Annotated in this window: 22 protein-coding genes, 1 tRNA gene and 2 pseudogenes; 14 read left to right on the forward strand and 11 right to left on the reverse strand. The window is 56.2% G+C overall.

Translation table 11 applies throughout. The features are described 5' to 3' along the window. Position 1: 1 nt before the first annotated feature. Positions 2-97, forward strand: a pseudogene (locus Electrica_RS18910) (electron transport complex subunit RsxA); the annotation flags it as partial. 116 nt (positions 98-213) lie between these two features. Here Electrica_RS18910 and Electrica_RS18915 read toward each other — a convergent pair. From Electrica_RS18915 to Electrica_RS28480, 4 genes are all read right to left on the reverse strand, one after another. Next, complete coding sequence (locus Electrica_RS18915) at positions 214-552, reverse strand: hypothetical protein (RefSeq protein WP_141965173.1); 339 nt, start codon at positions 550-552, stop codon at positions 214-216. 62 nt (positions 553-614) lie between these two features. Continuing rightward, positions 615-974, reverse strand: coding sequence for a hypothetical protein (locus Electrica_RS18920; protein ID WP_141965174.1), 360 nt, complete (start codon positions 972-974; stop codon positions 615-617). Between the two features lie 282 nt (positions 975-1,256). Next, on the reverse strand, positions 1,257-1,517 hold the full coding sequence (locus tag Electrica_RS18925; RefSeq protein WP_100686648.1) for a hypothetical protein: 261 nt from the start codon (positions 1,515-1,517) through the stop codon (positions 1,257-1,259). A 592-nt stretch (positions 1,518-2,109) separates the two neighbouring features. Beyond that, positions 2,110-2,283, reverse strand: a complete 174-nt coding sequence (locus Electrica_RS28480; RefSeq protein WP_165457115.1) for a hypothetical protein — start codon at positions 2,281-2,283, stop codon at positions 2,110-2,112. A gap of 119 nt (positions 2,284-2,402) precedes the next feature. On the opposite strand from Electrica_RS28480, the pseudogene Electrica_RS28965 reads away from it, so the two are divergent. Then, positions 2,403-2,586: pseudogene (locus Electrica_RS28965) on the forward strand (tyrosine-type recombinase/integrase); the annotation flags it as partial. A gap of 72 nt (positions 2,587-2,658) precedes the next feature. Here the strand turns inward: Electrica_RS28965 and Electrica_RS18935 are convergent. After that, positions 2,659-2,735: transfer RNA gene (locus Electrica_RS18935), tRNA-Arg, on the reverse strand. A gap of 355 nt (positions 2,736-3,090) precedes the next feature. Here Electrica_RS18935 and folD point away from each other — a divergent pair. Together folD and ybcJ are read left to right on the forward strand one after the other, a co-directional pair. Beyond that, complete coding sequence (gene folD, locus Electrica_RS18940; RefSeq protein ID WP_141965175.1) at positions 3,091-3,957, forward strand: bifunctional methylenetetrahydrofolate dehydrogenase/methenyltetrahydrofolate cyclohydrolase FolD; 867 nt, start codon at positions 3,091-3,093, stop codon at positions 3,955-3,957. Position 3,958: 1 nt separating this feature from the next. Then, positions 3,959-4,171 carry a ribosome-associated protein YbcJ gene (ybcJ, locus tag Electrica_RS18945; RefSeq protein ID WP_100686602.1) on the forward strand — a complete coding sequence of 71 codons (213 nt, stop codon included), beginning with the start codon at positions 3,959-3,961 and terminating at the stop codon, positions 4,169-4,171. A 45-nt stretch (positions 4,172-4,216) separates the two neighbouring features. Here the strand turns inward: ybcJ and cysS are convergent, their stop codons facing one another. Next, complete coding sequence (cysS, locus tag Electrica_RS18950; protein ID WP_141965176.1) at positions 4,217-5,602, reverse strand: cysteine--tRNA ligase; 1,386 nt, start codon at positions 5,600-5,602, stop codon at positions 4,217-4,219. A 174-nt stretch (positions 5,603-5,776) separates the two neighbouring features. Here cysS and ppiB point away from each other — a divergent pair, with 174 nt between their 5' ends. The 5 genes from ppiB to mnmH all read left to right on the forward strand — a co-directional run bounded on the left by ppiB (position 5,777) and on the right by mnmH (position 9,992). Beyond that, positions 5,777-6,271, forward strand: a complete 495-nt coding sequence (gene ppiB / locus Electrica_RS18955) for a peptidylprolyl isomerase B (RefSeq protein ID WP_141965177.1) — start codon at positions 5,777-5,779, stop codon at positions 6,269-6,271. A gap of 3 nt (positions 6,272-6,274) precedes the next feature. Then, the gene (gene lpxH, locus Electrica_RS18960; protein WP_131047545.1) at positions 6,275-6,997 is read left to right on the forward strand and encodes a UDP-2,3-diacylglucosamine diphosphatase; all 723 of its coding nucleotides are present in this window, start codon (positions 6,275-6,277) and stop codon (positions 6,995-6,997) included. 118 nt (positions 6,998-7,115) lie between these two features. Then, positions 7,116-7,625 carry a 5-(carboxyamino)imidazole ribonucleotide mutase gene (gene purE / locus Electrica_RS18965; protein WP_045854285.1) on the forward strand — a complete coding sequence of 170 codons (510 nt, stop codon included), beginning with the start codon at positions 7,116-7,118 and terminating at the stop codon, positions 7,623-7,625. Then, complete coding sequence (gene purK, locus Electrica_RS18970; RefSeq protein WP_141965178.1) at positions 7,622-8,689, forward strand: 5-(carboxyamino)imidazole ribonucleotide synthase; 1,068 nt, start codon at positions 7,622-7,624, stop codon at positions 8,687-8,689. Before purE ends, purK begins: the two co-directional genes overlap by 4 nt. A 184-nt stretch (positions 8,690-8,873) precedes the next feature. Continuing rightward, on the forward strand, positions 8,874-9,992 hold the full coding sequence (gene mnmH / locus Electrica_RS18975; protein ID WP_141965179.1) for a tRNA 2-selenouridine(34) synthase MnmH: 1,119 nt from the start codon (positions 8,874-8,876) through the stop codon (positions 9,990-9,992). Between the two features lie 75 nt (positions 9,993-10,067). On the opposite strand, the gene Electrica_RS18980 is transcribed toward mnmH, so the two are convergent. After that, positions 10,068-11,213 carry a porin gene (locus Electrica_RS18980; protein ID WP_141965180.1) on the reverse strand — a complete coding sequence of 382 codons (1,146 nt, stop codon included), beginning with the start codon at positions 11,211-11,213 and terminating at the stop codon, positions 10,068-10,070. Between the two features lie 209 nt (positions 11,214-11,422). Between Electrica_RS18980 and Electrica_RS18985 the strand changes: the two genes are divergently transcribed. Together Electrica_RS18985 and Electrica_RS18990 are read left to right on the forward strand one after the other, a co-directional pair. After that, positions 11,423-11,731, forward strand: a complete 309-nt coding sequence (locus tag Electrica_RS18985; protein ID WP_141965181.1) for a monooxygenase — start codon at positions 11,423-11,425, stop codon at positions 11,729-11,731. A gap of 199 nt (positions 11,732-11,930) precedes the next feature. Beyond that, positions 11,931-12,395: a hypothetical protein gene (locus Electrica_RS18990; protein WP_141965182.1), complete on the forward strand. Its 465-nt coding sequence runs from the start codon at positions 11,931-11,933 to the stop codon at positions 12,393-12,395. 13 nt (positions 12,396-12,408) lie between these two features. Here Electrica_RS18990 and ybbP read toward each other — a convergent pair whose 3' ends face one another. Next, complete coding sequence (gene ybbP / locus Electrica_RS18995) at positions 12,409-14,823, reverse strand: putative ABC transporter permease subunit YbbP (RefSeq protein ID WP_141965183.1); 2,415 nt, start codon at positions 14,821-14,823, stop codon at positions 12,409-12,411. Then, positions 14,820-15,506: a putative ABC transporter ATP-binding protein YbbA gene (gene ybbA, locus Electrica_RS19000; protein WP_141965184.1), complete on the reverse strand. Its 687-nt coding sequence runs from the start codon at positions 15,504-15,506 to the stop codon at positions 14,820-14,822. The genes ybbP and ybbA overlap by 4 nt, the downstream gene beginning before the upstream one ends. Here ybbA and tesA point away from each other — a divergent pair. The 3 genes from tesA to Electrica_RS19015 are packed head-to-tail and all read left to right on the forward strand — an operon-like array spanning position 15,474 to position 17,812. Beyond that, positions 15,474-16,100: a multifunctional acyl-CoA thioesterase I/protease I/lysophospholipase L1 gene (gene tesA / locus Electrica_RS19005; protein WP_131047538.1), complete on the forward strand. Its 627-nt coding sequence runs from the start codon at positions 15,474-15,476 to the stop codon at positions 16,098-16,100. The two genes, ybbA and tesA, sit on opposite strands and share 33 nt — an antisense overlap. After that, on the forward strand, positions 16,090-16,899 hold the full coding sequence (locus Electrica_RS19010; RefSeq protein ID WP_167686249.1) for an SDR family oxidoreductase: 810 nt from the start codon (positions 16,090-16,092) through the stop codon (positions 16,897-16,899). The genes tesA and Electrica_RS19010 overlap by 11 nt, the downstream gene beginning before the upstream one ends. Positions 16,900-16,957: 58 nt before the next feature. Then, positions 16,958-17,812, forward strand: coding sequence for a thioredoxin family protein (locus Electrica_RS19015; protein ID WP_141965186.1), 855 nt, complete (start codon positions 16,958-16,960; stop codon positions 17,810-17,812). Between the two features lie 157 nt (positions 17,813-17,969). Here the strand turns inward: Electrica_RS19015 and fetB are convergent, their stop codons facing one another. Further along, a complete protein-coding gene (fetB, locus tag Electrica_RS19025; RefSeq protein WP_131047535.1) occupies positions 17,970-18,752 on the reverse strand; it encodes an iron efflux ABC transporter permease subunit FetB in 783 nt (260 codons plus the stop codon). Beyond that, complete coding sequence (gene fetA, locus Electrica_RS19030) at positions 18,739-19,416, reverse strand: iron efflux ABC transporter ATP-binding subunit FetA (RefSeq protein ID WP_131047534.1); 678 nt, start codon at positions 19,414-19,416, stop codon at positions 18,739-18,741. Before fetA ends, fetB begins: the two co-directional genes overlap by 14 nt. Between the last annotated feature and the right edge of the window lie 69 nt (positions 19,417-19,485).

The following is a 19,485-nucleotide window of genomic DNA, read 5'->3' on the forward strand; positions in this document are numbered from 1 at the left end:
CTTACCGGCCCCTTTCAAAGGTTCTCCGATATCGCTTATTACCGCGGGTCTGATGTCGCTGGCTTTTATGGGATTCACTGGGTTAACGGAGGCGTAGTATCCGCCGTATTTATCGCGAAACGGCTTAATAAGGCGGGTAAGGCATGGGAGGAGGACATTAACAGCACCTGGCAGCTCAGAATCAGCCACAACTCATTGTTAGCATAAACGTTATCATTTTAACTGGCACTCTTTGCTTATTTCATTCTCAATGTCTCTGTCTTCCGCGTGCTCCACAAGTCGCTTAAATTGACGCTTGAGCTTAATCCCAGAGGGAGTACAACTTTTCGAGTCCGCAATCTGTACCGCAGCACTGTATGCGTTGTAGCAACGCTCAACATCTGACACGTCCTTTTTGCAGTTGCTGAAAACAATAAAAGTACTGTCGGGATGTTGTAACATTTTTTCTATTTCAGTATTGGTCTGTGATTCACGGAGTATTTTGGGGAAAAACAGGACTATTGCTAACGCGACCAGTACTGCGCCAATAATCGTCATTAATTTGAATGTCATACTCATTATCTCACTGACGCAATGCTTGTGCCCGGTTAACCACTACATGACCTGACGGGTCATTAAAAAGGATTCTGACACTTTGCTATCATAGACAAAATGGACTTGTGCACATCGGGATCATGGGGTGCGTAAAAAAAGTACGCACTGGTTTGTTTTTCACCAGAAGGGGAGATATCGACCCACGCTACATTTTCATAATTAGCGTCCTGTAAATAGTAACGCTCCGTCTCTCCGGGCAACGAGTCATCCTTCATTAATGACAGCTTTTGCGAGAGCGCAGCGGAGTACAGACAACTTTCTACGATATGCTTTTGTCCGTCGAAATACGCCGTTTTTAATTCCGGGTGAAGACCAACGCGACCAAGGTCCACGCAACCGCACAACATCACGGCCATAATGCTTATAATGATTTTATTCATCAACATAACCCTCCTTTGTATAAATGCCGCTCATATTAACCAATTTTTCTTATACGTGGCATCAATAGAATCTTAATGCTGATTATTTCCTTTGTCCGGAAATACATCAAACTGACAGCCAACCCTTTGATATAAATTACCCGAGCGCATGAAACCAGACCAAATAAACCACCAGACACTTAAAAAATTAGCGGACAGGCGAAGAGATACTGTCGCAAATTGATAACGGCGCTGAAGAAGGCAATGAAGGCTGGCGAGGGATGACAGAAACCATGGATAAGATTACTGCCTCTGATCCCATATTGCTATCTGCTCAGAGAGCCATGCGGTCCCACCGGCCAGCATTAAAGGAGGTTTATGCATTGCAGTCCCAAACTGCCAGGCGGCAAAAGCCAGAAAACCCACCAGGGCAACGATAGTCACTCTCAACACCTTACGCTCAGCATGCAATAACAAAATTATGGCAACCGACAGCAGGATCAGCGTGACAGGCCAGCAGGAAGCGACCGCAACATAAGACATAAACAGGTAATCCGTAATCATCGTCTCACCTCTTCTTTTTAAAGGTTGCCATCGTTGACACAACGCGGAATCATTATTAACGCCAGCTGGCGTGGACGTTTCAGGGTTGCTCAAGCCACCATGAACATGAACGGTACGAACAGCCCCCTGTCAATTCTCAGCCGGAAGCGGTAGTTCAGAGAGGTTCGAATATTGCCCGCAAAAACGTGAGAAGCCCTATCCAGCACGCATGTCAGGCGTTACGGCGATGCCAGAGTCGGCCCGCAACCTCTCAAGTCGCTTAACCATTCAATTAAACGCCTTTTTCGTCATCTGGAGAACACACTCGATTCTGATTTATACCGCCTTCATCATTACCCCCTGACACCGGAAGGGTACTGGCTGATGGCTGAAAAACCGCAAAAAGTGGGTAGAACAAAAACGGGTGTGCTTACACAACGCTCTGGCGCTGGGTACACTACCCACAATGCTCCTGCTGCGTAAATACCCGCTAACTGGGGAGACACCATTACGTGCCAGCATCACTGGTTCCCGCACGCCCGGCCCCACTTAAATCCGTGTTTGCTGGCAACAGACTGGCAGGTACATGCTTTACATTCTGAGATGAATTTGGTCACTTATCCCGGTTGAGCGTATGGGTTCTGATAACCTCAGAGAGAATGATAATCACGGCCACCACAATAAACATCACACCAAAGATAGTTCCTTCCACCTCACCGGTTTGCAGGTTATCAGTCCCTATCAGGGCACCTCCAAGAAAACTTAAAGGTAAATATATTTTGAACATTACCGCCTCCCTTGTGCGAAGTTCCTGAACCCACTGTCCGCAGCGAACGCAGATGCATTCTGGCATTCTTCGCCTGGCGCCCCAGATTTGCAATAACCTGGCGAAGTTCAATACCGCTGATTACAGACTTTCGTTTTCATGGCCTGAGACACACCGGACCAGTTGATTAATTCAGTCCGGCGTTCCGCCGTCTGTGCTACGGGAAATGGGTAGCCGGGAGAGTATTGGGATGGTACGTCGATATGCCCACCATGCAACTGACCATTAACGGAGCCTGCGCGGCAAATTGACTCAGTTTTTTAGGAAAATCTCCCAAATATGTCCCACACGGAAAAATCAGCGGCTGGAGGAAGTTGATAAGTAGTTGATTCTTAATGGTACGCCCTACAGGGTTCGAACCTGTGACCTACGGCTTAGAAGGCCGTTGCTCTATCCAGCTGAGCTAAGGGCGCACTGAAATGCGGATGTTTCATGGAGTGAAACCGCCTGGAATTATACGGTCAACGCTCAGTGAGTCAATGCATTTTGCCATGAAACTGCTGCGGCATAACTAACTTGCCTACATATACGACAAAGGTTGCGCAAAGTTCATCCAGCACCGGTTTTCAGCACTTATCGCGCTCGACGACAATAAATAGCTCCAGCTCCCCTTAAATGTGCCAAATATCCCTTTAAACAGCGGTGTCTTTAGCCCTTAATTTTGTCAAAGAGGGATAAAAATTCAAACGAGGACTGACAGCGAGGCTGGCTTCTGACAAAATATCCACATCCCCCTTTCGTTAAGATACAGATGGAATCCTCTCTCTGATGGCAGCAAAAATTATTGACGGTAAAACGATTGCGCAGCAGGTACGCTCTGAGGTTGCGGAAAAAGTGAAGGCCCGTACTGCGGCCGGAAAACGCGCCCCAGGGTTAGCCGTCGTACTGGTCGGCAGCAACCCGGCGTCGCAGATTTATGTCGGCAGCAAGCGCAAAGCGTGTGAAGAGGTGGGATTTGTCTCCCGCTCATACGATCTCCCGGAAACCACCAGCGAGGCGGAATTACTGGAGCTGATTGATACGCTGAATGCCGATACCACTATCGACGGTATTCTGGTACAGCTGCCGCTGCCTGCCGGAATTGATAACGTGAAAGTGCTGGAGCGTATCGCCCCGGACAAAGATGTTGACGGTTTCCACCCCTATAACGTCGGCCGTCTGTGCCAGCGCGCCCCGCGCCTGCGCCCGTGTACGCCGCGCGGAATCGTCACCCTGCTTGAGCGTTACAATATCGACACCTACGGCCTGAATGCCGTGGTTATCGGTGCATCGAACATCGTGGGCCGTCCGATGAGCATGGAGCTGCTGCTGGCGGGCTGCACCACCACCGTCACCCACCGCTTTACCAAAAACCTGCGTCATCACGTCGAAAACGCCGACCTGCTGATCGTCGCGGTGGGTAAACCGGGCTTTATTCCGGGCGAATGGATTAAAGAAGGCGCTATCGTGGTGGATGTCGGTATTAACCGTCTGGAAAACGGCAAAGTGGTTGGCGATGTCGTCTATGAAGATGCCGCCGCACGCGCGTCATACATCACACCGGTGCCCGGCGGCGTCGGCCCGATGACCGTTGCTACGCTCATTCAAAACACGCTGCAGGCGTGCGAAGAATATCACGATATTCAGGAGGCCTGAGATGGCGAATTTTTCTCTGGGCAAACACCCACACGTTGAACTGTGCGATCTGCTGAAGCTCGAAGGCTGGAGTGAGAGCGGCGCGCAGGCCAAAATAGCGATTGCCGAGGGTCTGGTGAAGGTTGACGGCGCGGTAGAAACCCGCAAACGCTGCAAAATCGTCGCCGGTCAGACGGTGAGTTTTGAAGGCCAGAGCGTGACCGTTACTGACTGATTCTACTCAATAAAACGCCCGGCAAGCCGGGCTTTTTATTCTCGCTTACTTACGGCGCCAGGTGGTTCCCTGCGGGCCGTCCTCCAGCACGATCCCCATCTCATTGAGACGGTCACGCGCGGCATCCGCAGCGGCCCAGTCTTTCGCTTTACGCGCATCCAGACGCTGCTGAATCAGCTGCTCGATTTCCGCAACTTCGCCATCGTCAGCCTGCGCGCCGCTTTGCAGGAAGACATCCGGCTCCTGCTCCAGCAGCCCCAGCACGCCGGAGAGCTTACGCATATGTGCGGCCATGGCGTTAGCAGCAGCGACATCTTCCGTCTTCAGACGGTTCACTTCACGCGCCATATCGAACAGCACCGAATAGGCTTCCGGCGTGTTGAAATCGTCATCCATCGCTTCAATAAAGCGCGCTTCGAAGGCGTCGCCGCCGGCCGGCTCTGCCGATTTTTCGGTTCCGCGCAGCGCGGTATACAGACGCTCCAGCGCAGAACGCGCCTGCTTGAGATTTTCTTCGCTGTAGTTCAGCTGGCTACGATAGTGGCCGGACATCAGGAAGTAGCGAATGGTCTCCGCATCGTAGTACTTCAGTACGTCGCGCACGGTGAAAAAATTGCCCAGCGATTTTGACATTTTCTCACGGTCAACCATCACCATCCCGGAGTGCATCCAGTAGTTCACATACTCGCCATCGTGGGCGCAGGTAGACTGGGCGATTTCGTTTTCATGATGCGGGAACATCAGATCCGATCCGCCGCCGTGGATATCAAAATGGTTGCCCAGCTGTTTGCAGTTCATCGCCGAACATTCAATGTGCCAGCCAGGACGACCGTTACCCCACGGGGACGGCCAGCTCGGCTCGCCCGCTTTCGACATTTTCCACAGCACGAAATCCATCGGGTTGCGCTTGACGTCAACCACATCAACGCGCGCGCCGGCCTGCAACTGGTCGAGATCCTGGCGCGACAGCTGCCCGTAATTCGGATCGGTCGGTACCGAGAACATCACATCCCCGTTGTCCGCCACGTACGCATGACCGCGCGCGATCAGTTGTTCGGTGATTTCAATAATCTCGGGAATATGGTGGGTAGCGCGAGGCTCCATATCCGGACGCAGAATATTCAGCGCATCGAAATCATTGTGCATTTCGGCAATCATGCGATCGACCAGCGCGACAAAGCTTTCGCCGTTCTCATTCGCACGCTTAATGATTTTATCGTCGATATCGGTAATGTTGCGGACGTATTTCAGCTTATAGCCGAGAAAACGCAGGTAGCGGGCGACCACGTCAAAAGAGACGAAAGTACGGCCATGGCCGATATGACAGAGATCGTAAACGGTAATTCCACACACGTACATGCCTACTTCCCCGGCATGGATAGGTTTAAACTCTTCTTTTTGGCGCGTCAGGGTATTAAAAATTTTTAACATCGAAGATTCCGTGTAGACGTGTGTGAATATTAAGTCGCGTATTCTAACCTTAATTCAACCCCGAAGCAGCACACAATGCAAGGTGATCGAACCCGGCGGTTATGCTATAACAGCCCCCTATGTCACGCCCAACGTTGGGTTTAAGCACCACAATCATCGGAACAGGATGCAAAAATGGTTACTTTCCACACTAATCATGGCGATATCGTCATCAAAACCTTTGACGACAAAGCGCCGGAAACAGTTAAAAACTTCCTGGATTACTGCCGCGAAGGTTTCTACAACAACACCATTTTCCACCGTGTTATCAACGGTTTTATGATCCAGGGCGGCGGCTTTGAGTCGGGCATGGCGCAGAAAGCCACCAAATCCCCGATCCAGAACGAAGCTAACAACGGTCTGAAAAACACCCGCGGTACTCTGGCCATGGCCCGTACTCAGGCGCCTCACTCCGCCACCGCGCAGTTCTTTATTAACGTTGTCGATAACGACTTCCTGAACTTCTCTGGTGAAAACCTGCAGGGCTGGGGCTACTGCGTATTTGCCGAAGTGGTTGAAGGTTTAGACGTGGTCGACAAAATCAAAGCGGTGGCTACCGGCCGCAGCGGCATGCATCAGGATGTGCCGAAAGAAGATGTTGTGATCACAAGCGTCACCGTCAGCGAGTAATTCGTGGCGACACTGTTTATTGCGGATTTACATCTGCAAACAGAAGAACCGGCGATCACCGCCGGTTTTCTGCGCTTTTTAGCCGGCGAAGCCCGCGAGGCGGATGCGCTGTATATCCTTGGCGACCTGTTTGAAGCCTGGATTGGCGATGACGATCCGAACCCGCTGCATCAGCAAATCGCCTCGGCAATCAACGCATTAACGCAATCAGGCGTGCCCTGCTATTTTGTTCACGGCAACCGCGACTTTCTCGTTGGCCAGCGCTTCGCACGCGTCTGCGGGATGACGCTGCTGGCGGAAGAAAAAGTGCTCGACCTGTACGGTCGTCGGGTCCTGATTATGCACGGCGATACGCTCTGCACCGACGATCCGGGCTATCTGGCTTTTCGCGCCAAAGTCCATACTCCGTGGATTCAGCGTCTGTTCCTTGCCCTGCCGCTGTTTATTCGCCGCCGCATCGCCGCCAGAATGCGCGCCGACAGCAAAGCGGCCAACAGCAGCAAGTCGCTGGAAATTATGGATGTCAATCCGCAGGCCGTGGTCGAGGCGCTGGAAAGGCATCAGGTACAGTGGTTGATTCACGGCCACACGCATCGCCCTGACGTCCACCCGTTAGAGGCCAACGGCAAGCCGGCGTTTCGCGTGGTCCTCGGCGCCTGGCACAGCGAAGGGTCGATGGTCAAAGTCAGCAAAGACGACGTTGAACTGATCTCCTTCCCGTTTTAATTTCCCGCGCATTTCCCCCCATCACCGGTGACGCAACCGTTTTCCTTGCCGAAAGATCATGTTATTCTCTGTGGCCTCTAAAGCAGTGTGAAGCACACCCACAGGAGTTTTAAGACGCATGTCTTCCCGCAATAATTCGGCGCGTATCGCCATCGTGATGGGGTCCAAAAGCGACTGGGCTACCATGCAATTTACCGCAGAAATCCTTGATGCCCTGAACGTTCCGTACCATGTTGAAGTGGTCTCCGCACACCGGACGCCCGATAAGCTGTTTAGCTTTGCCGAAGGCGCGGAAAGCAACGGTTACCAGGTGATTATTGCCGGTGCGGGCGGCGCGGCGCATCTGCCGGGCATGATTGCGGCGAAAACCCTGGTGCCGGTGTTAGGTGTGCCGGTCCAAAGCGCGGCGTTAAGCGGCGTAGACAGTCTCTACTCTATTGTTCAGATGCCGCGCGGAATTCCCGTCGGTACGCTGGCCATCGGCAAAGCCGGCGCCGCCAACGCGGCCCTGCTGGCGGCGCAGATTCTGGCGGTGCACGACGCTGAACTGCATCAGCGCCTGAGCGCCTGGCGTCAGGCCCAGACCGATGAGGTGCTGGAGAATCCGGACCCACGGGGTGCGGCATGAAACAGGTTTGCATCCTTGGCAACGGCCAGCTAGGCCGGATGCTACGTCAGGCCGGGGAACCGCTGGGCATCGCCGTCTGGCCAGTCGGGCTGGAAGCCGATCCTGAAGCGGTGCCGTTTCAGCAAAGCGTGATCACTGCCGAAATCGAACGCTGGCCGGAAACGGCGCTCACGCGTGAACTGGCGCGCCACCCGGCGTTTGTTAACCGCGATGTGTTCCCGATCATTGCCGACCGTCTGACGCAAAAACAGCTGTTTGATAAGCTCGGGCTCGCCACCGCGCCGTGGCAGTTGCTGGCAGATAAAAACGAGTGGCCGGCGGTATTCGCACGTCTGGGCGAGCTGGCTATCGTTAAGCGTCGCGTGGGTGGTTACGACGGTCGCGGCCAGTGGCGACTGCGCGAAAACGACATTGCGCAGTTGCCGGAAGAGAACTATGGCGAATGCATCGTTGAGCAAGGCATCAACTTTTCCGCCGAAGTGTCGCTGGTTGGCGCCCGCGCGCAGGATGGCAGCACGGTGTTCTATCCGCTCACCCGCAACCTGCACCAGGAGGGCATTCTGCGTACCAGCGTCGCCTTCCCGCAGGCCAATGCCCGCCAGCAGGACCAGGCGGAAAGCATGCTTTCCGCCATTATGCACGAGCTGAACTACGTGGGCGTGATGGCGATGGAGTGTTTTGTCACCGCTGATGGCCTGCTGATTAACGAGCTGGCGCCGCGCGTGCACAACAGCGGTCACTGGACCCAGAACGGGGCCTCGATCAGCCAGTTCGAACTGCATCTGCGGGCGATTACCGGCCTGCCGCTGCCGCCGCCGGTCGTGAACAGCCCTTCGGTGATGATCAACCTGATCGGTACCGATCTGAACTACGACTGGCTGAAGCTGCCGCTGGTGCATCTGCACTGGTACGACAAAGAGGTGCGTCCGGGACGCAAAGTGGGTCACCTTAACCTGACCGACAGCGATACCGACCGCCTGAGCGCCACGCTGGAAGCCTTAAAACCTATCCTGCCGCCAGAGTACGCCAGCGGTATCTTCTGGGCGCAATCCCAGCTGGCGTAATCCTCTGACCCATTCGGGCGGCCAGCGCATCCGCCGCCCGTTCGCCCGCATGAAAACGGCTATTTGCCGGGGAATTGATCTTCGCCCTTCCCCGGCAGAGATTATGGCGCGTAGAATCCCCTCCTTGCTTTAACGATTTTCTTATTTAAAAGACGCTGTCAGTTTGACTTCAGAAGGATGAGCCATGAAAAATGGGACGGATTACCGCACCATTCTCACGGCGGACACGCCAATCATTGACGTCCGCGCCCCGATCGAATTCCGCCAAAGCGCACTTCCCGCGGCACTGAATCTGCCGCTGATGAACGACGCCGAACGTGCCGCCGTCGGCACCTGCTATAAACGCCATGGCGCGGACGCGGCCCTAGCGCTGGGCCATCGGTTAGTCAACGGCGAGGTGCGGGAAAAGCGTATCGCCGCATGGCGCGACGCCTGCTTACGTTATCCGCAGGGCTATCTGTGCTGCGCCCGCGGCGGCCAGCGCTCGCACATCGTACAGCAGTGGCTACATGAAGCTGGCATTGAGTACCCGCTGATCGTCGGCGGCTACAAGGCGCTGCGCCAGGTCGCCATCCAAATCATCGAAGAGCTGGTCCAACGGCCGATCGTGCTGATCGGCGGCTGTACCGGCAACGGCAAGACCCAGCTGGTCTGCTCCCGCCCCGACGGTATCGATCTTGAGGGGCTCGCCCACCATCGCGGCTCGTCGTTCGGCCGCACCTTGCGTGAACAGCATGCCCAGGCAACGTTTGAAAACCACCTGGCGGTGGCAATGTTGAAAAAAGCCGGGCAGCATCGTCGCTGGGTGCTGGAAGATGAAGGACATATGATAGGCGCCAACCACCTGCCGGAATGCCTGCGTGAGCGTATGGCGCAATCGCCGCTGGCGGTAGTCGAAGACCCATTTGAGATTCGCCTTGAGCGCCTGCGGGAAGAGTATTTTGACCGTATGCACCATGATTTTATTAATGCTTACGGTGAAGAGGAAGGCTGGCAGGCGTACAGTGAATATCTGCATCACGGCCTGTTCGCCATTCGCCGTCGCCTGGGGTTACAGCGTTTTGCCCGGCTTACCGCCCTGCTTGACGGGGCGCTGGCTGCGCAGCGGCGAGGTGCCGCTACCGATGCCCATTTTGCCTGGCTGGTCCCGCTGTTGCAAGAGTACTACGACCCGATGTATCGCTATCAGCTGAACAAAAAAGCGGAAAAAATTATCTTCCGCGGCAGCTGGAATGACGTCGCCTCATGGCTGGAGAAGTCATTCAACACCCTACCGCCCCGGCTTGCGGCGTCAACGCCTTAGCCGGGCTACGCGACTACACAACGGCACGGACCTGTCGCCCCGGTAAGCGCAGCGCCACCGGGGAGCCGTTCCCGCTTAGAAGTCGTAGCGCAGACGCACCAGGTTCATATCTCCCAGGTTGTCGGTGCTGGACGTAAAGACGTGCTCATAATCAACGCGGAAGCCGTAATCCAGCTGGAAGCTGATCCCCAGGCCGTTATCAATTCGCTGATAATTGCGGCCATTGACGTACTCCAGGCGGTCCCCCATAAAGTACGGCTGAATCGTTTTCACCGCGTACTGACCAATCGGGAAGGTATAGCCGGCAAAGTACTCAATCCCCCAGGCATCGCCGGCGAAATAGTCATGAACATCGGTTTTTTTGGTGGTCAAAAAGTTCTGATACCAACCGCCGCCGAAGGAGAAGGTCCAGTTATCCGGCTTCCAGCTCAGCGCCGTACCGAGGATATTCTGATCATAGGTTTTATTGTCTGATGATGACGGGTTACGCATCTCAGCACGGGTGTAGTTCCACGCGGTCCCCCAGGTCAGATCTTTGGTGATGTGATAATCCGCGCCCACGGAGCCACCGCCTTTACGCTTATAGCGCAGGCCATTGCCCGGCAGATATTCATTATCTTCAAACAAATAAGAGGCATAGAGGTCAACATCACCCGCCGTTTTCTTATATTTCAACATATTACGGGAACGGTACGAACCATCGTAGTCGCCGTTGATACCGTTACCCGGCGCCTGGGCTATCATGTCGTAATCCCAGATATCGGTTTTCACCCCGACCACGTCGTAGTAAATACTGTTTTGCTGGCCGTAAGTTAATGTTCCCCAGGTGTCGCTCTTCAGCCCGGTGTATAACATACGACGGGTGGTATTATTAGCGCCTTCCGCATAGTGGTTGTCCCAGTCAAACAGCGCCGGAATATTGACCCCCAGCTCGTAATAGCTGATCCAGCTAATATCATCAAACAGATAATAATCAGCGGCGAAGCGGAAACGGGTCCCGCCATCAAAACCATTGCGCTTATAAGAGCCTTTATCGCCGTCGCCGGTCATCATGTTGAACTGCGGACGAATACTCCCACCGACGGTAAAGTTGAGGCGGCTCAGCGGATCTCCGGCCTGCGGGTCCTGTTTCAGTAACGTAATCTCCGCCTGGGAGGCGAAAGAAGTTAACGCCAGAGCTGCGCCGATCGTCATTGCCAGCGCTTTTATTTTATGTGCCATGCTTTTTCCTTGAGTAATAAGTAACCTTATAGTTTCCAGTTGAATATTAACCGTGATTTGGCATGACGTGTTGTTGGGTTTTTAATGTTTAGTGCGGTTTAAAATCAGTAAGTTACCATTTTGTGCCGTTAAAAAATCAACGATTATCATTTCATCGTTCGGTCATTAAAATGACGTATTACCGCTCAAATATCATCCATGGAGGAATCATGTCGAAAAAACTACTGCAGTTGCACTTTGCCTTTAACGGCCCCTTCGGCAGCGAGATGTCCCGCCAGCTCGGGGAGCTGGCCGAGTCCATCAATCAGGAGCCAGGGTTTATCTGGAAGGTATGGACTGAAAGCGAAAAGAACCACGAGGCGGGCGGGATCTACCTTTTCGAAGATGAAGACACCGCCCTCGCTTACCTCAAGAAGCATACCGCGCGCCTGAAATCACTCGGCGTGGATGACGTTATCTGCAAAGTTTTCGACGTCAATGAACCGCTCACTGCGCTGAACCTTGGTCATCTGCAATAGCATTCCTTTAGCGACGGCGCTCGTATTTTTGCCGGGTGACGGCTGGCGCCTTACCCGGCCTACGCCCTTTGCATCGTGAGAAGTGCCCGCATTTTGCCGGGGGGCGGCTGACGCCTTACCCGGCCTACGCCCTTTGCCATCGCGAGAAGTGCCCGCATTTTGCCGGGTAGCGGCTGACGCCTTACCCGGCCTACGCCCTTTGCATCGTGAGAAGTGCCCGCATTTTGCCGGGTGGCGGCTGACGCCTTACCCGGCCTACGCTCTTTGCCATCGCGGGAAGTGCCCACATTTTGCCGGGTGGCGGCTGGCGCCTTACCCGGCCAACTCCCTTTGCCATCGCGAGAAGTGCCCGCATTTTGCCGGGTGGCGACTGGTGCCTTACCCGGCCTGCGCCCTTTGCCATCGTGAGAAGTGCCCGCATTTTGCCGGGTGGCGACTGGTGCCTTACCCGGCCTGCGCCCTTTGCCATCGTGAGAAGTGCCCGCATTTTGCCGGGTGGCAGCTGGCGCCTTACCCGGCCTGCGCCCTTTGCCATCGCGGGAAGTGCCCGCATTTTGTCGGGTGGCGGCTGGCGCCTTACCCGGCCTGCGGCGCCAATATATCAACAGCCTGCGTTTCCCGTAGGCCCGGGCAAGCGCAGCGCCGCCGGGCGTTTGCCCGATGACGCCCCGGTTCAATCACTGACTAAACTGGCGAAACAGCGCCTTGCCTTTTAACAGACGCAATCCCAGCCAGCCGCCGCATAATGACAACAGCAGCGCGCCGCACAGCGGCAGCATCACCCACAGTCGCCAGTCCGGCGCCCACGGAAAATCAAACACTTTGGTTTGCAGCATCGCCAGCGCAACCTCCGCGCCGATGGCCGCGACGATGCCGGAGACCACGCCCAGCAGCGCAAACTCCGCCCACAGCGTGGTACGCAGCAGCGACTTGCCGGCCCCCAGCGTGCGCCAGACCACCAGCTCCTGATAGCGCTGGCGCATACCGACCTGGACCTGCGCCAGCAGCAGTAAAATACCACACGCGGTCACCAGCACCACCATCACTTCCAGCGCCCGACTGACCTGCGTCAACACCTGGCCCACCTGGCGGAGAATCGCGCCAATATCCAGCAGGCTGACGGTGGGGAACTCGCGGTTAAGCTGCGTCAACAGCGTATTGCCGTTATCCCAGCGGAAGCTGGTCAACCAGCTCTGCGGCTGCCCGTCAAGCGCAGCCGGCGGGAAGATAAAGAAGAAGTTTGGCCGCAGGCTCTCCCAGTCCACCCTGCGTACGCTGGTGACCGTCGCGCTGAATTCCTGCGTATCGCCGGTGAAGGTCACGCTATCGCCGGGTTTGATTCCCAGCCGCTGCGCCAGTCCCTCCTCGATGGACACTTCTCCGGCCTTAGGCGGCCAGCTACCGGCCACCAGCGGATTATGATCCGGCCGCTCGCTGCGCCAGGTCAGATTCAGCTCCCGGTTCAACGCTTCGTCTTTATTGCTCTCCGCCGCCTGTCCGTTAATTTGCGTCAGGCGGGCGCGGACAATCGGGTAAAACTCGGTTGCCGTAACATGGTGCCCGGCAAGGAACGTTTTCACCGCCGCCACCTGCTCCGGCGCAATGTTGATCAAGAAGTAATTGGGGCTTTCCGGCGGCAACTGCTGCTGCCAGCGATCCAGCAGATCGCCGCGCAGCACCAGCAGCAACGCCAGCAGCATAAACGACAGCGAAAACGCCGCCAGTTGACTCAGGGTTGACCACGGCTGGCGCAGCAGACGGTTCACCGCCAGACGCAACGGTAGCGCTTTCAGCGTCAACCGCTTCAGCAGCCACAGCAGCCCCCAGCCCAACACGCCGCACAGCAGCGCCAGCACCACGGCACCGGCCAGCACCGCCCATAGCAGCGGACTTCCGCCCATCAGCCAGGCCAGCAGCATCACCACCACTGCAGACACCAGCGGAATATAGACTTTTAGCGGCCAGACGTTGGCAACGACATCCCGACGCAGAACCCGCAGCGGCAGCGTTGCCAGCAGCAGGCGATAAGGTCGTAACCCCACCAGCAGCGAAATCACCACCATCGCGCCGATCGCCCACAGCCACGGCCAGCCGCTGGCCGGCGGTAAGGCCACCGGTAGCACCGGTTTCAGCATCAGCAATAAAATCTGCTCTAGCCCTGCCCCCATCGCGCCGCCAGCCACCGCCGCCAGCGCCAGTAGCATCAACCACTGGCCGACAATAAGCTTACGCAGCTGCGCGCGTCCGGCACCAAGGGTTTTGAGGATCGCCACCAGATCGTAGCGGCTACGGCAGTAATGGCTCATCGCCACCGCCACTGCGGCAACCGCCAGCAACAGCGTGAGCAGCGCGGACAGCAGTAAAAACTGCTGCGAGCGCTCCAGTGATTTGCCCAAGGCGCTGTCGTCCTGCTGCAGGCCGATCCAGCGATGTTCAGACCCCAGCTTTGGCAGGAGCCACTTTTCATAGTCCGCCAGTTGCTGCGGGGTTCCGGCGAACTTATAGCGCCACGAGACGCGACTGCCGGGCTGTACCGCGCCGGTTTTCGCCACGTCGGCGGTATTCATCATTAGCCGGGGAGCCATCTGGAAGGGGTTGAACCCGGCATCCGGCTCTTGTACCACCTCGCCAGCAATGCGCAGCGTGGCATCGCCGACATCAAGGGTATCGCCAGTTTTTAAGTTCAGCAGCGCCATCAGGCGCGGTGCCAGCAGCACGCTGCCGGCCTGGGGTTTGAGGCCCGGCGGCTGCGTCTCCAGTTGACCGTAGAGCGGATAGCTATCGTCGACCGCCTTCACATCCGCCAGCTGCGGCGTATCGCCAGCAAAGGTCATGGTGGCGAAACTCAGCTGCTCTCCGACGGTGAGCCCGAGCCTGCGCGCCTCGTCAATCCACTCCGCAGGCACCTCGCGCGAGCTGCGCAGCGTCCGATCCCCGGCCATAAATTCGCGGCTCTGCTGGCTGAGTCCCTTTTCCATCCGGTCGCCGATCGACCCCAGCGCCAGCACGCAGGCCACCGCCAGGCTCAGCGCCATCCAGACAATCAGCAGCGAGGGCGAGCGCCATTCGCGCCAGAACCAGCGGGCAATCATGCTTCCTCCCGCAGCTGGCCGTCCACCAGACGCAGCCGTCGGTCGCAGCGCGCCGCCAGCAGCGGATCGTGGGTCACCAGGATCAGCGTGGTACCATGCTCTCGATTAAGGGAGAACAGCAGATCGGCAATTTTGTCGCCGGTATGGCGATCAAGATTGCCGGTAGGCTCATCGGCAAACAGCAGTTCGGGCCGCCCGTTAAACGCGCGGGCGAGCGCTACCCGCTGCTGCTCGCCGCCGGAAAGCTGCGCCGGCAGATGATGGAGGCGTTTCCCCAGCCCCAGTTGTTCCAGCAATGCCCGGGCGCTGCCACGACTTTGGTTATTGCTCTCCCCCCGGAGCAACGCCGGAAGCTCGACGTTTTCCAGAGCGTTAAGCGTTGGAATCAGCATAAATGACTGAAAGACAAAGCCGACGTGTTTAGCGCGCAGCCGCGCCCTCGCCTCTTCATCCATCGTATGCAGCGGCTGGCCAAGTAGAGAGACCTCGCCGCCGCTGCCGTCGTCCAGCCCGGCAAGTATCGCCAGCAACGTGGATTTCCCCGAACCCGACTCGCCAATCAGGGCGATGGTCTGCGCCGGTTTGACAACCAGCTCAACTCCGGTAAGGATGGAAAGCTGATGCTCTCCCTGACCGACGGACTTCTTAAGATGATGAACTTCAAGTATGTTTTCCGCTGGCATTTGCCTTTCCTGTTTCTGATTTTTTTTGCCTGCCGCGCCATCGCCGCCGACACGCTATTAGTTCTTGGCGATAGCCTGAGCGCCGGTTATCGCATGGCCGCCAGCGCCGCCTGGCCTGCGCTACTCAACGATAAGTGGCAGGCCACCACGCCGGTCATCAACGCCAGCATCAGCGGCGACACCTCGCAGCAAGGGCTGGCAAGACTCCCGGCGTTGCTCAAACAGCATCAGCCGCGCTGGGTGCTGGTCGAGCTGGGAGGCAACGACGGGCTGCGCGGCTTCCCGCCGCAGCAGACGGAGCAGACTCTGCGTACGGTGATTCAGGATATCAAAGCCGCTAATGCCCAGCCGTTATTGATGCAAATTCGCCTGCCCGCAAACTATGGCCGTCGTTATAATGAAGCCTTTAGCGCCCTGTATCCGGCTCTGGCGAAAGAGTTCGATATTCCTCTGCTGCCCTTTTTTATGGAAGAGGTCTATCTGAAGCCCCAGTGGATGCAGGATGATGGCATCCATCCCAATCGTGATGCCCAGCCCTTTATTGCCGACTGGATGGCAACCCGGCTGGCTCCCTTAGTTAATCATGACTCCTGATCTTCAGGCGTCGCTTGCAGGTAAAGTTATGCAAAAATCGGTTTTAGTAACAGGCTGTTCCAGCGGTATTGGTCTTGAAAGCGCCCTCGATTTAAAACGCCAGGGCTTTAACGTCCTGGCCGCCTGCCGTAAAGCGGACGACGTGGCGCGGATGCAGGAGCTCGGGCTGACCGGTATTTTGCTGGACCTCGACGACCCGCAAAGCGTTGAACGCGCCGCCGCGGAGGTCATCGCCTTGACCAATAATCGCCTGTACGGGCTGTTTAATAATGCCGGATACGGCGTCTATGGCCCACTCACCACCATTAGCCGTCAGCAGATGGAGGCGCAGTTTTCCGCCAACTTTTTCGGCGCACACCAGTTGACGATGTTGCTGCTGCCGGCGATGGAGCCGCACGGCGAAGGGCGTATCGTGATGACCTCCTCGGTCATGGGGATCATCTCCAGCCCCGGTCGCGGCGCCTACGCCGCCAGTAAATATGCGCTGGAAGCCTGGTCCGATGCGCTGCGTATGGAACTACGCTATAGCGGCATCAAGGTCAGCCTGATTGAGCCCGGTCCCATCACCACCCGTTTTACTACCAATATCAACCAGACCCAACGCGATAAGCCGGTGGAGAACCCCGGTATCGCCGCGCGCTTTACCCTCGGCCCGGAAGCGGTGGTGGAAAAAGTGCGCCATGCTTTTACCAGCGACAAACCGCAATTGCGCTATCCGGTGACGTTTGTCACCCACGCCGTGGCGCTGCTCAAACGCCTGCTGCCGACGCGACTGATGGACAAAATTATCCAGGGCTGAGTTGAAGCTCCGGCTGTCGCCCCCATGTATACCCAAAATCGACTAAAGAGATGCGCTCATGTCAGTACAGAATGTTATCAATATTACCGAAGCTAACCTGCACCAGACGCTGGAGCAATCCGTTACCGCGCCGGTGCTGTTTTATTTCTGGTCAGCGCGCAGCCAGCACTGCGAGCAGCTGACGCCGGTTCTGGAAGGGCTGGCTGCGCAATACAACGGACAGTTTACGCTGGCGAAAGTGGACTGCGACGCTGAGCAGATGCTTGCCTCACAGTTTGGCCTGCGCTCTATCCCGACGGTTTATCTGTTCCAGAACGGCCAGCCGGTAGACGGCTTTGAAGGCCCGCAGCCGGAATCAGCCATCCGTGCGCTGCTGGATAAAGTCCTGCCCCGCGAAGAAGAGCTGAAAGCTCAGCAGGCGCTGGTGCTGATGCAAGAAGAAAACTATCTTGAGGCGCTGCCGCTGCTGAAAGAGGCGTGGCAATTGTCGAACCAGGAGAGCCAGATTGGCCTGCTGCTGGCGGAAACGCTGATCGCGCTACAGCGTTCCGACGAAGCCGAAGCGGTGCTGAAAACCGTTCCGTTGCAGGATCAGGATACCCGCTATCAGGGCCTGGTCGCGCAGATTGAGCTGCTGAAACAGGCGGCGGATACGCCGGAAATTCAACAGCTGCAGCAGCAGGTTGAGCAGCATCCGGAAGACGCCGCGCTGGCCGCTCAGCTCGCGCTACAGTTGCATCAGGTTGGCCGCAATGAAGAAGCGCTGGCGCTGCTGTTCAGCCACCTGCAGAAAGATTTAGCCGCCGGCGACGGCCAGGTACGCAAGATGTTGCAGGAGATCCTTGCCGCACTCGGTACCGGCGATGCCTTAGCGGCGAAGTATCGCCGCCAGCTCTATTCACTGCTGTACTAATCCTCTTATCCGCGTCAATCCCCCCGGTCGCGCGACGCTTACCGGGGCTACGGGCCGATGGCTCGCGCTGCGCTTAGCCGGGCTACGGACTCACCATCGTCTGCGGGCCGGTAGCCCTGTAGCCCGGATAAGGCGTCAGCCGCAATCCGGGGGCAGCTTACGCACGCTTTTTCAACGATGTCACCACCAGTTGATGGCGGGTGTTAAAGAACTTCCGGTAGGTCAGATAGCCGGCGATGATCGTCGACAGGCTGGCGGTGGACAGCAGCATAAACGTCACCATAATCTGATACTTAATGGCCTTCACCGGATCAATCCCGGCGAAAATCAGCCCTGACATCATGCCGGGCAAACTCACCAGCCCCACCGTTTTGGCCGAATCAATGGTCGGGATCAGCGATGCGCGAATACTGTCGCGAATTAACCCGGCGACCGCCATTTTCGGCGTGGCGCCCAGGCTGAGCTTCTCCTGAATTTGCTGCTGCTCGCTGTTGAAGCGCTGTCCCATATTGTTGTAGCACAGCCCAACCGCCACCATTGCGTTCCCGGCCACCATCCCGGCTATCGGGATCACCTGCATCGGCACAAAAGCAATGGAGCCGGAGAAGACCAGCACCGCCAGCGTCAGCCCGGCGCCGGTGGTAATAGCAATAAATGACGACAGGAAGGCCTTATCAATATATTTGCTGCGCTTTTGCGCATTCCATGCCGCGTTAAAGCAAATAAACAGCACCATGAGCAGCGTCAGCAGCGCGTGATTGACGTTGAAGATATATTTCAGGACGTAGCCGACAATAATCAGCTGCACCACCGCCCGACAGATACTCCAGACGATATCTTTTTCCAGCGCCAGTTTTTCCCGGTAGCTCACAATAATTGCCACCAGCACCAGCACCATCGAAAGCGCCAGCGATTCGTTGGTAATATTATGCCCGTTCATGAGACACCTCCTGAGCGCTGCCGCCAGCGGGCTGCAACGTAATCACCTCATCAGCATGGGCAATTTCATTACGATCGTGGGTGACCCACAGCACCGCAATATTTTTTTCCGTCACATAACGATGAATAATATCGTTGACGTTGTGTTTATTACTTTCGTCCAGCGCGCTGGTAATTTCATCGAGCAACAAGACCTGGGGCAAAAATTGCAAATTACGGATCAGCGAAACCCGCTGTTTTTCGCCACCGGAAAGCTCATTGATTGATTTTTCCAGCGTATTTTCCGCAAGGCCAAAGCGCTGTAAATCAGCGACCAGCGCCTTAGGATCCGGCTGCTGACGGCGAATCTGCCAGGGAAAAATCAGATTGTCATAGACCGAGTCGCCAAACAGCGCCGGGGTCTGCGCGCAGTAGGAGACCTGCTGGCGATAGGTTTCCGGCGACAGCGTCGTAATATCACGATCGGCAAAAAAAATCTGCCCGGAGGTGGGGCTCAACAGCGAGGCGATAATTTTCAACAAGGTGCTTTTCCCGCAGCCGGAAGGTCCGGTAATCAGCTTAAATTCCCCGGCGCGCAGCTGGAGGTTTATATTATTAAGAATGACCGTCTCGTCGACCTGAAAGCCAACATTCTCAAGACGCAAAATAGCGTTATTTTCCTTCATTATTGTTCCACTTTTTTCCTACAACCCTGCTAGTTTACTCTAGTTTCCTTTCGCCTGGATGAGGAGAAA

The sequence above is a fragment of the Klebsiella electrica genome, assembly GCF_006711645.1.
In the GTDB taxonomy this organism is placed as follows: Bacteria; Pseudomonadota; Gammaproteobacteria; order Enterobacterales; family Enterobacteriaceae; genus Klebsiella; species Klebsiella electrica.

Excerpts from the sequence above, each read along its gene's own strand:
- Electrica_RS18915 (WP_141965173.1), bottom strand. The coding sequence starts at position 552 with ATGACATTCAAATTAATGACGATTATTGGCGCAGTACTGGTCGCGTTA.
- Electrica_RS18920 (WP_141965174.1), bottom strand. The coding sequence starts at position 974 with ATGAATAAAATCATTATAAGCATTATGGCCGTGATGTTGTGCGGTTGC.
- Electrica_RS18925 (WP_100686648.1), bottom strand. The coding sequence starts at position 1,517 with ATGATTACGGATTACCTGTTTATGTCTTATGTTGCGGTCGCTTCCTGC.
- Electrica_RS28480 (WP_165457115.1), bottom strand. The coding sequence starts at position 2,283 with ATGTTCAAAATATATTTACCTTTAAGTTTTCTTGGAGGTGCCCTGATA.
- folD (WP_141965175.1), top strand. The coding sequence starts at position 3,091 with ATGGCAGCAAAAATTATTGACGGTAAAACGATTGCGCAGCAGGTACGC.
- ybcJ (WP_100686602.1), top strand. The coding sequence starts at position 3,959 with ATGGCGAATTTTTCTCTGGGCAAACACCCACACGTTGAACTGTGCGAT.
- cysS (WP_141965176.1), bottom strand. The coding sequence starts at position 5,602 with ATGTTAAAAATTTTTAATACCCTGACGCGCCAAAAAGAAGAGTTTAAA.
- ppiB (WP_141965177.1), top strand. The coding sequence starts at position 5,777 with ATGGTTACTTTCCACACTAATCATGGCGATATCGTCATCAAAACCTTT.
- purE (WP_045854285.1), top strand. The coding sequence starts at position 7,116 with ATGTCTTCCCGCAATAATTCGGCGCGTATCGCCATCGTGATGGGGTCC.
- purK (WP_141965178.1), top strand. The coding sequence starts at position 7,622 with ATGAAACAGGTTTGCATCCTTGGCAACGGCCAGCTAGGCCGGATGCTA.
- mnmH (WP_141965179.1), top strand. The coding sequence starts at position 8,874 with ATGAAAAATGGGACGGATTACCGCACCATTCTCACGGCGGACACGCCA.
- Electrica_RS18980 (WP_141965180.1), bottom strand. The coding sequence starts at position 11,213 with ATGGCACATAAAATAAAAGCGCTGGCAATGACGATCGGCGCAGCTCTG.
- Electrica_RS18985 (WP_141965181.1), top strand. The coding sequence starts at position 11,423 with ATGTCGAAAAAACTACTGCAGTTGCACTTTGCCTTTAACGGCCCCTTC.
- ybbP (WP_141965183.1), bottom strand. The coding sequence starts at position 14,823 with ATGATTGCCCGCTGGTTCTGGCGCGAATGGCGCTCGCCCTCGCTGCTG.
- tesA (WP_131047538.1), top strand. The coding sequence starts at position 15,474 with ATGATGAACTTCAAGTATGTTTTCCGCTGGCATTTGCCTTTCCTGTTT.
- ybbA (WP_141965184.1), bottom strand. The coding sequence starts at position 15,506 with ATGCCAGCGGAAAACATACTTGAAGTTCATCATCTTAAGAAGTCCGTC.
- Electrica_RS19010 (WP_167686249.1), top strand. The coding sequence starts at position 16,090 with ATGACTCCTGATCTTCAGGCGTCGCTTGCAGGTAAAGTTATGCAAAAA.
- Electrica_RS19015 (WP_141965186.1), top strand. The coding sequence starts at position 16,958 with ATGTCAGTACAGAATGTTATCAATATTACCGAAGCTAACCTGCACCAG.
- fetB (WP_131047535.1), bottom strand. The coding sequence starts at position 18,752 with ATGAACGGGCATAATATTACCAACGAATCGCTGGCGCTTTCGATGGTG.
- fetA (WP_131047534.1), bottom strand. The coding sequence starts at position 19,416 with ATGAAGGAAAATAACGCTATTTTGCGTCTTGAGAATGTTGGCTTTCAG.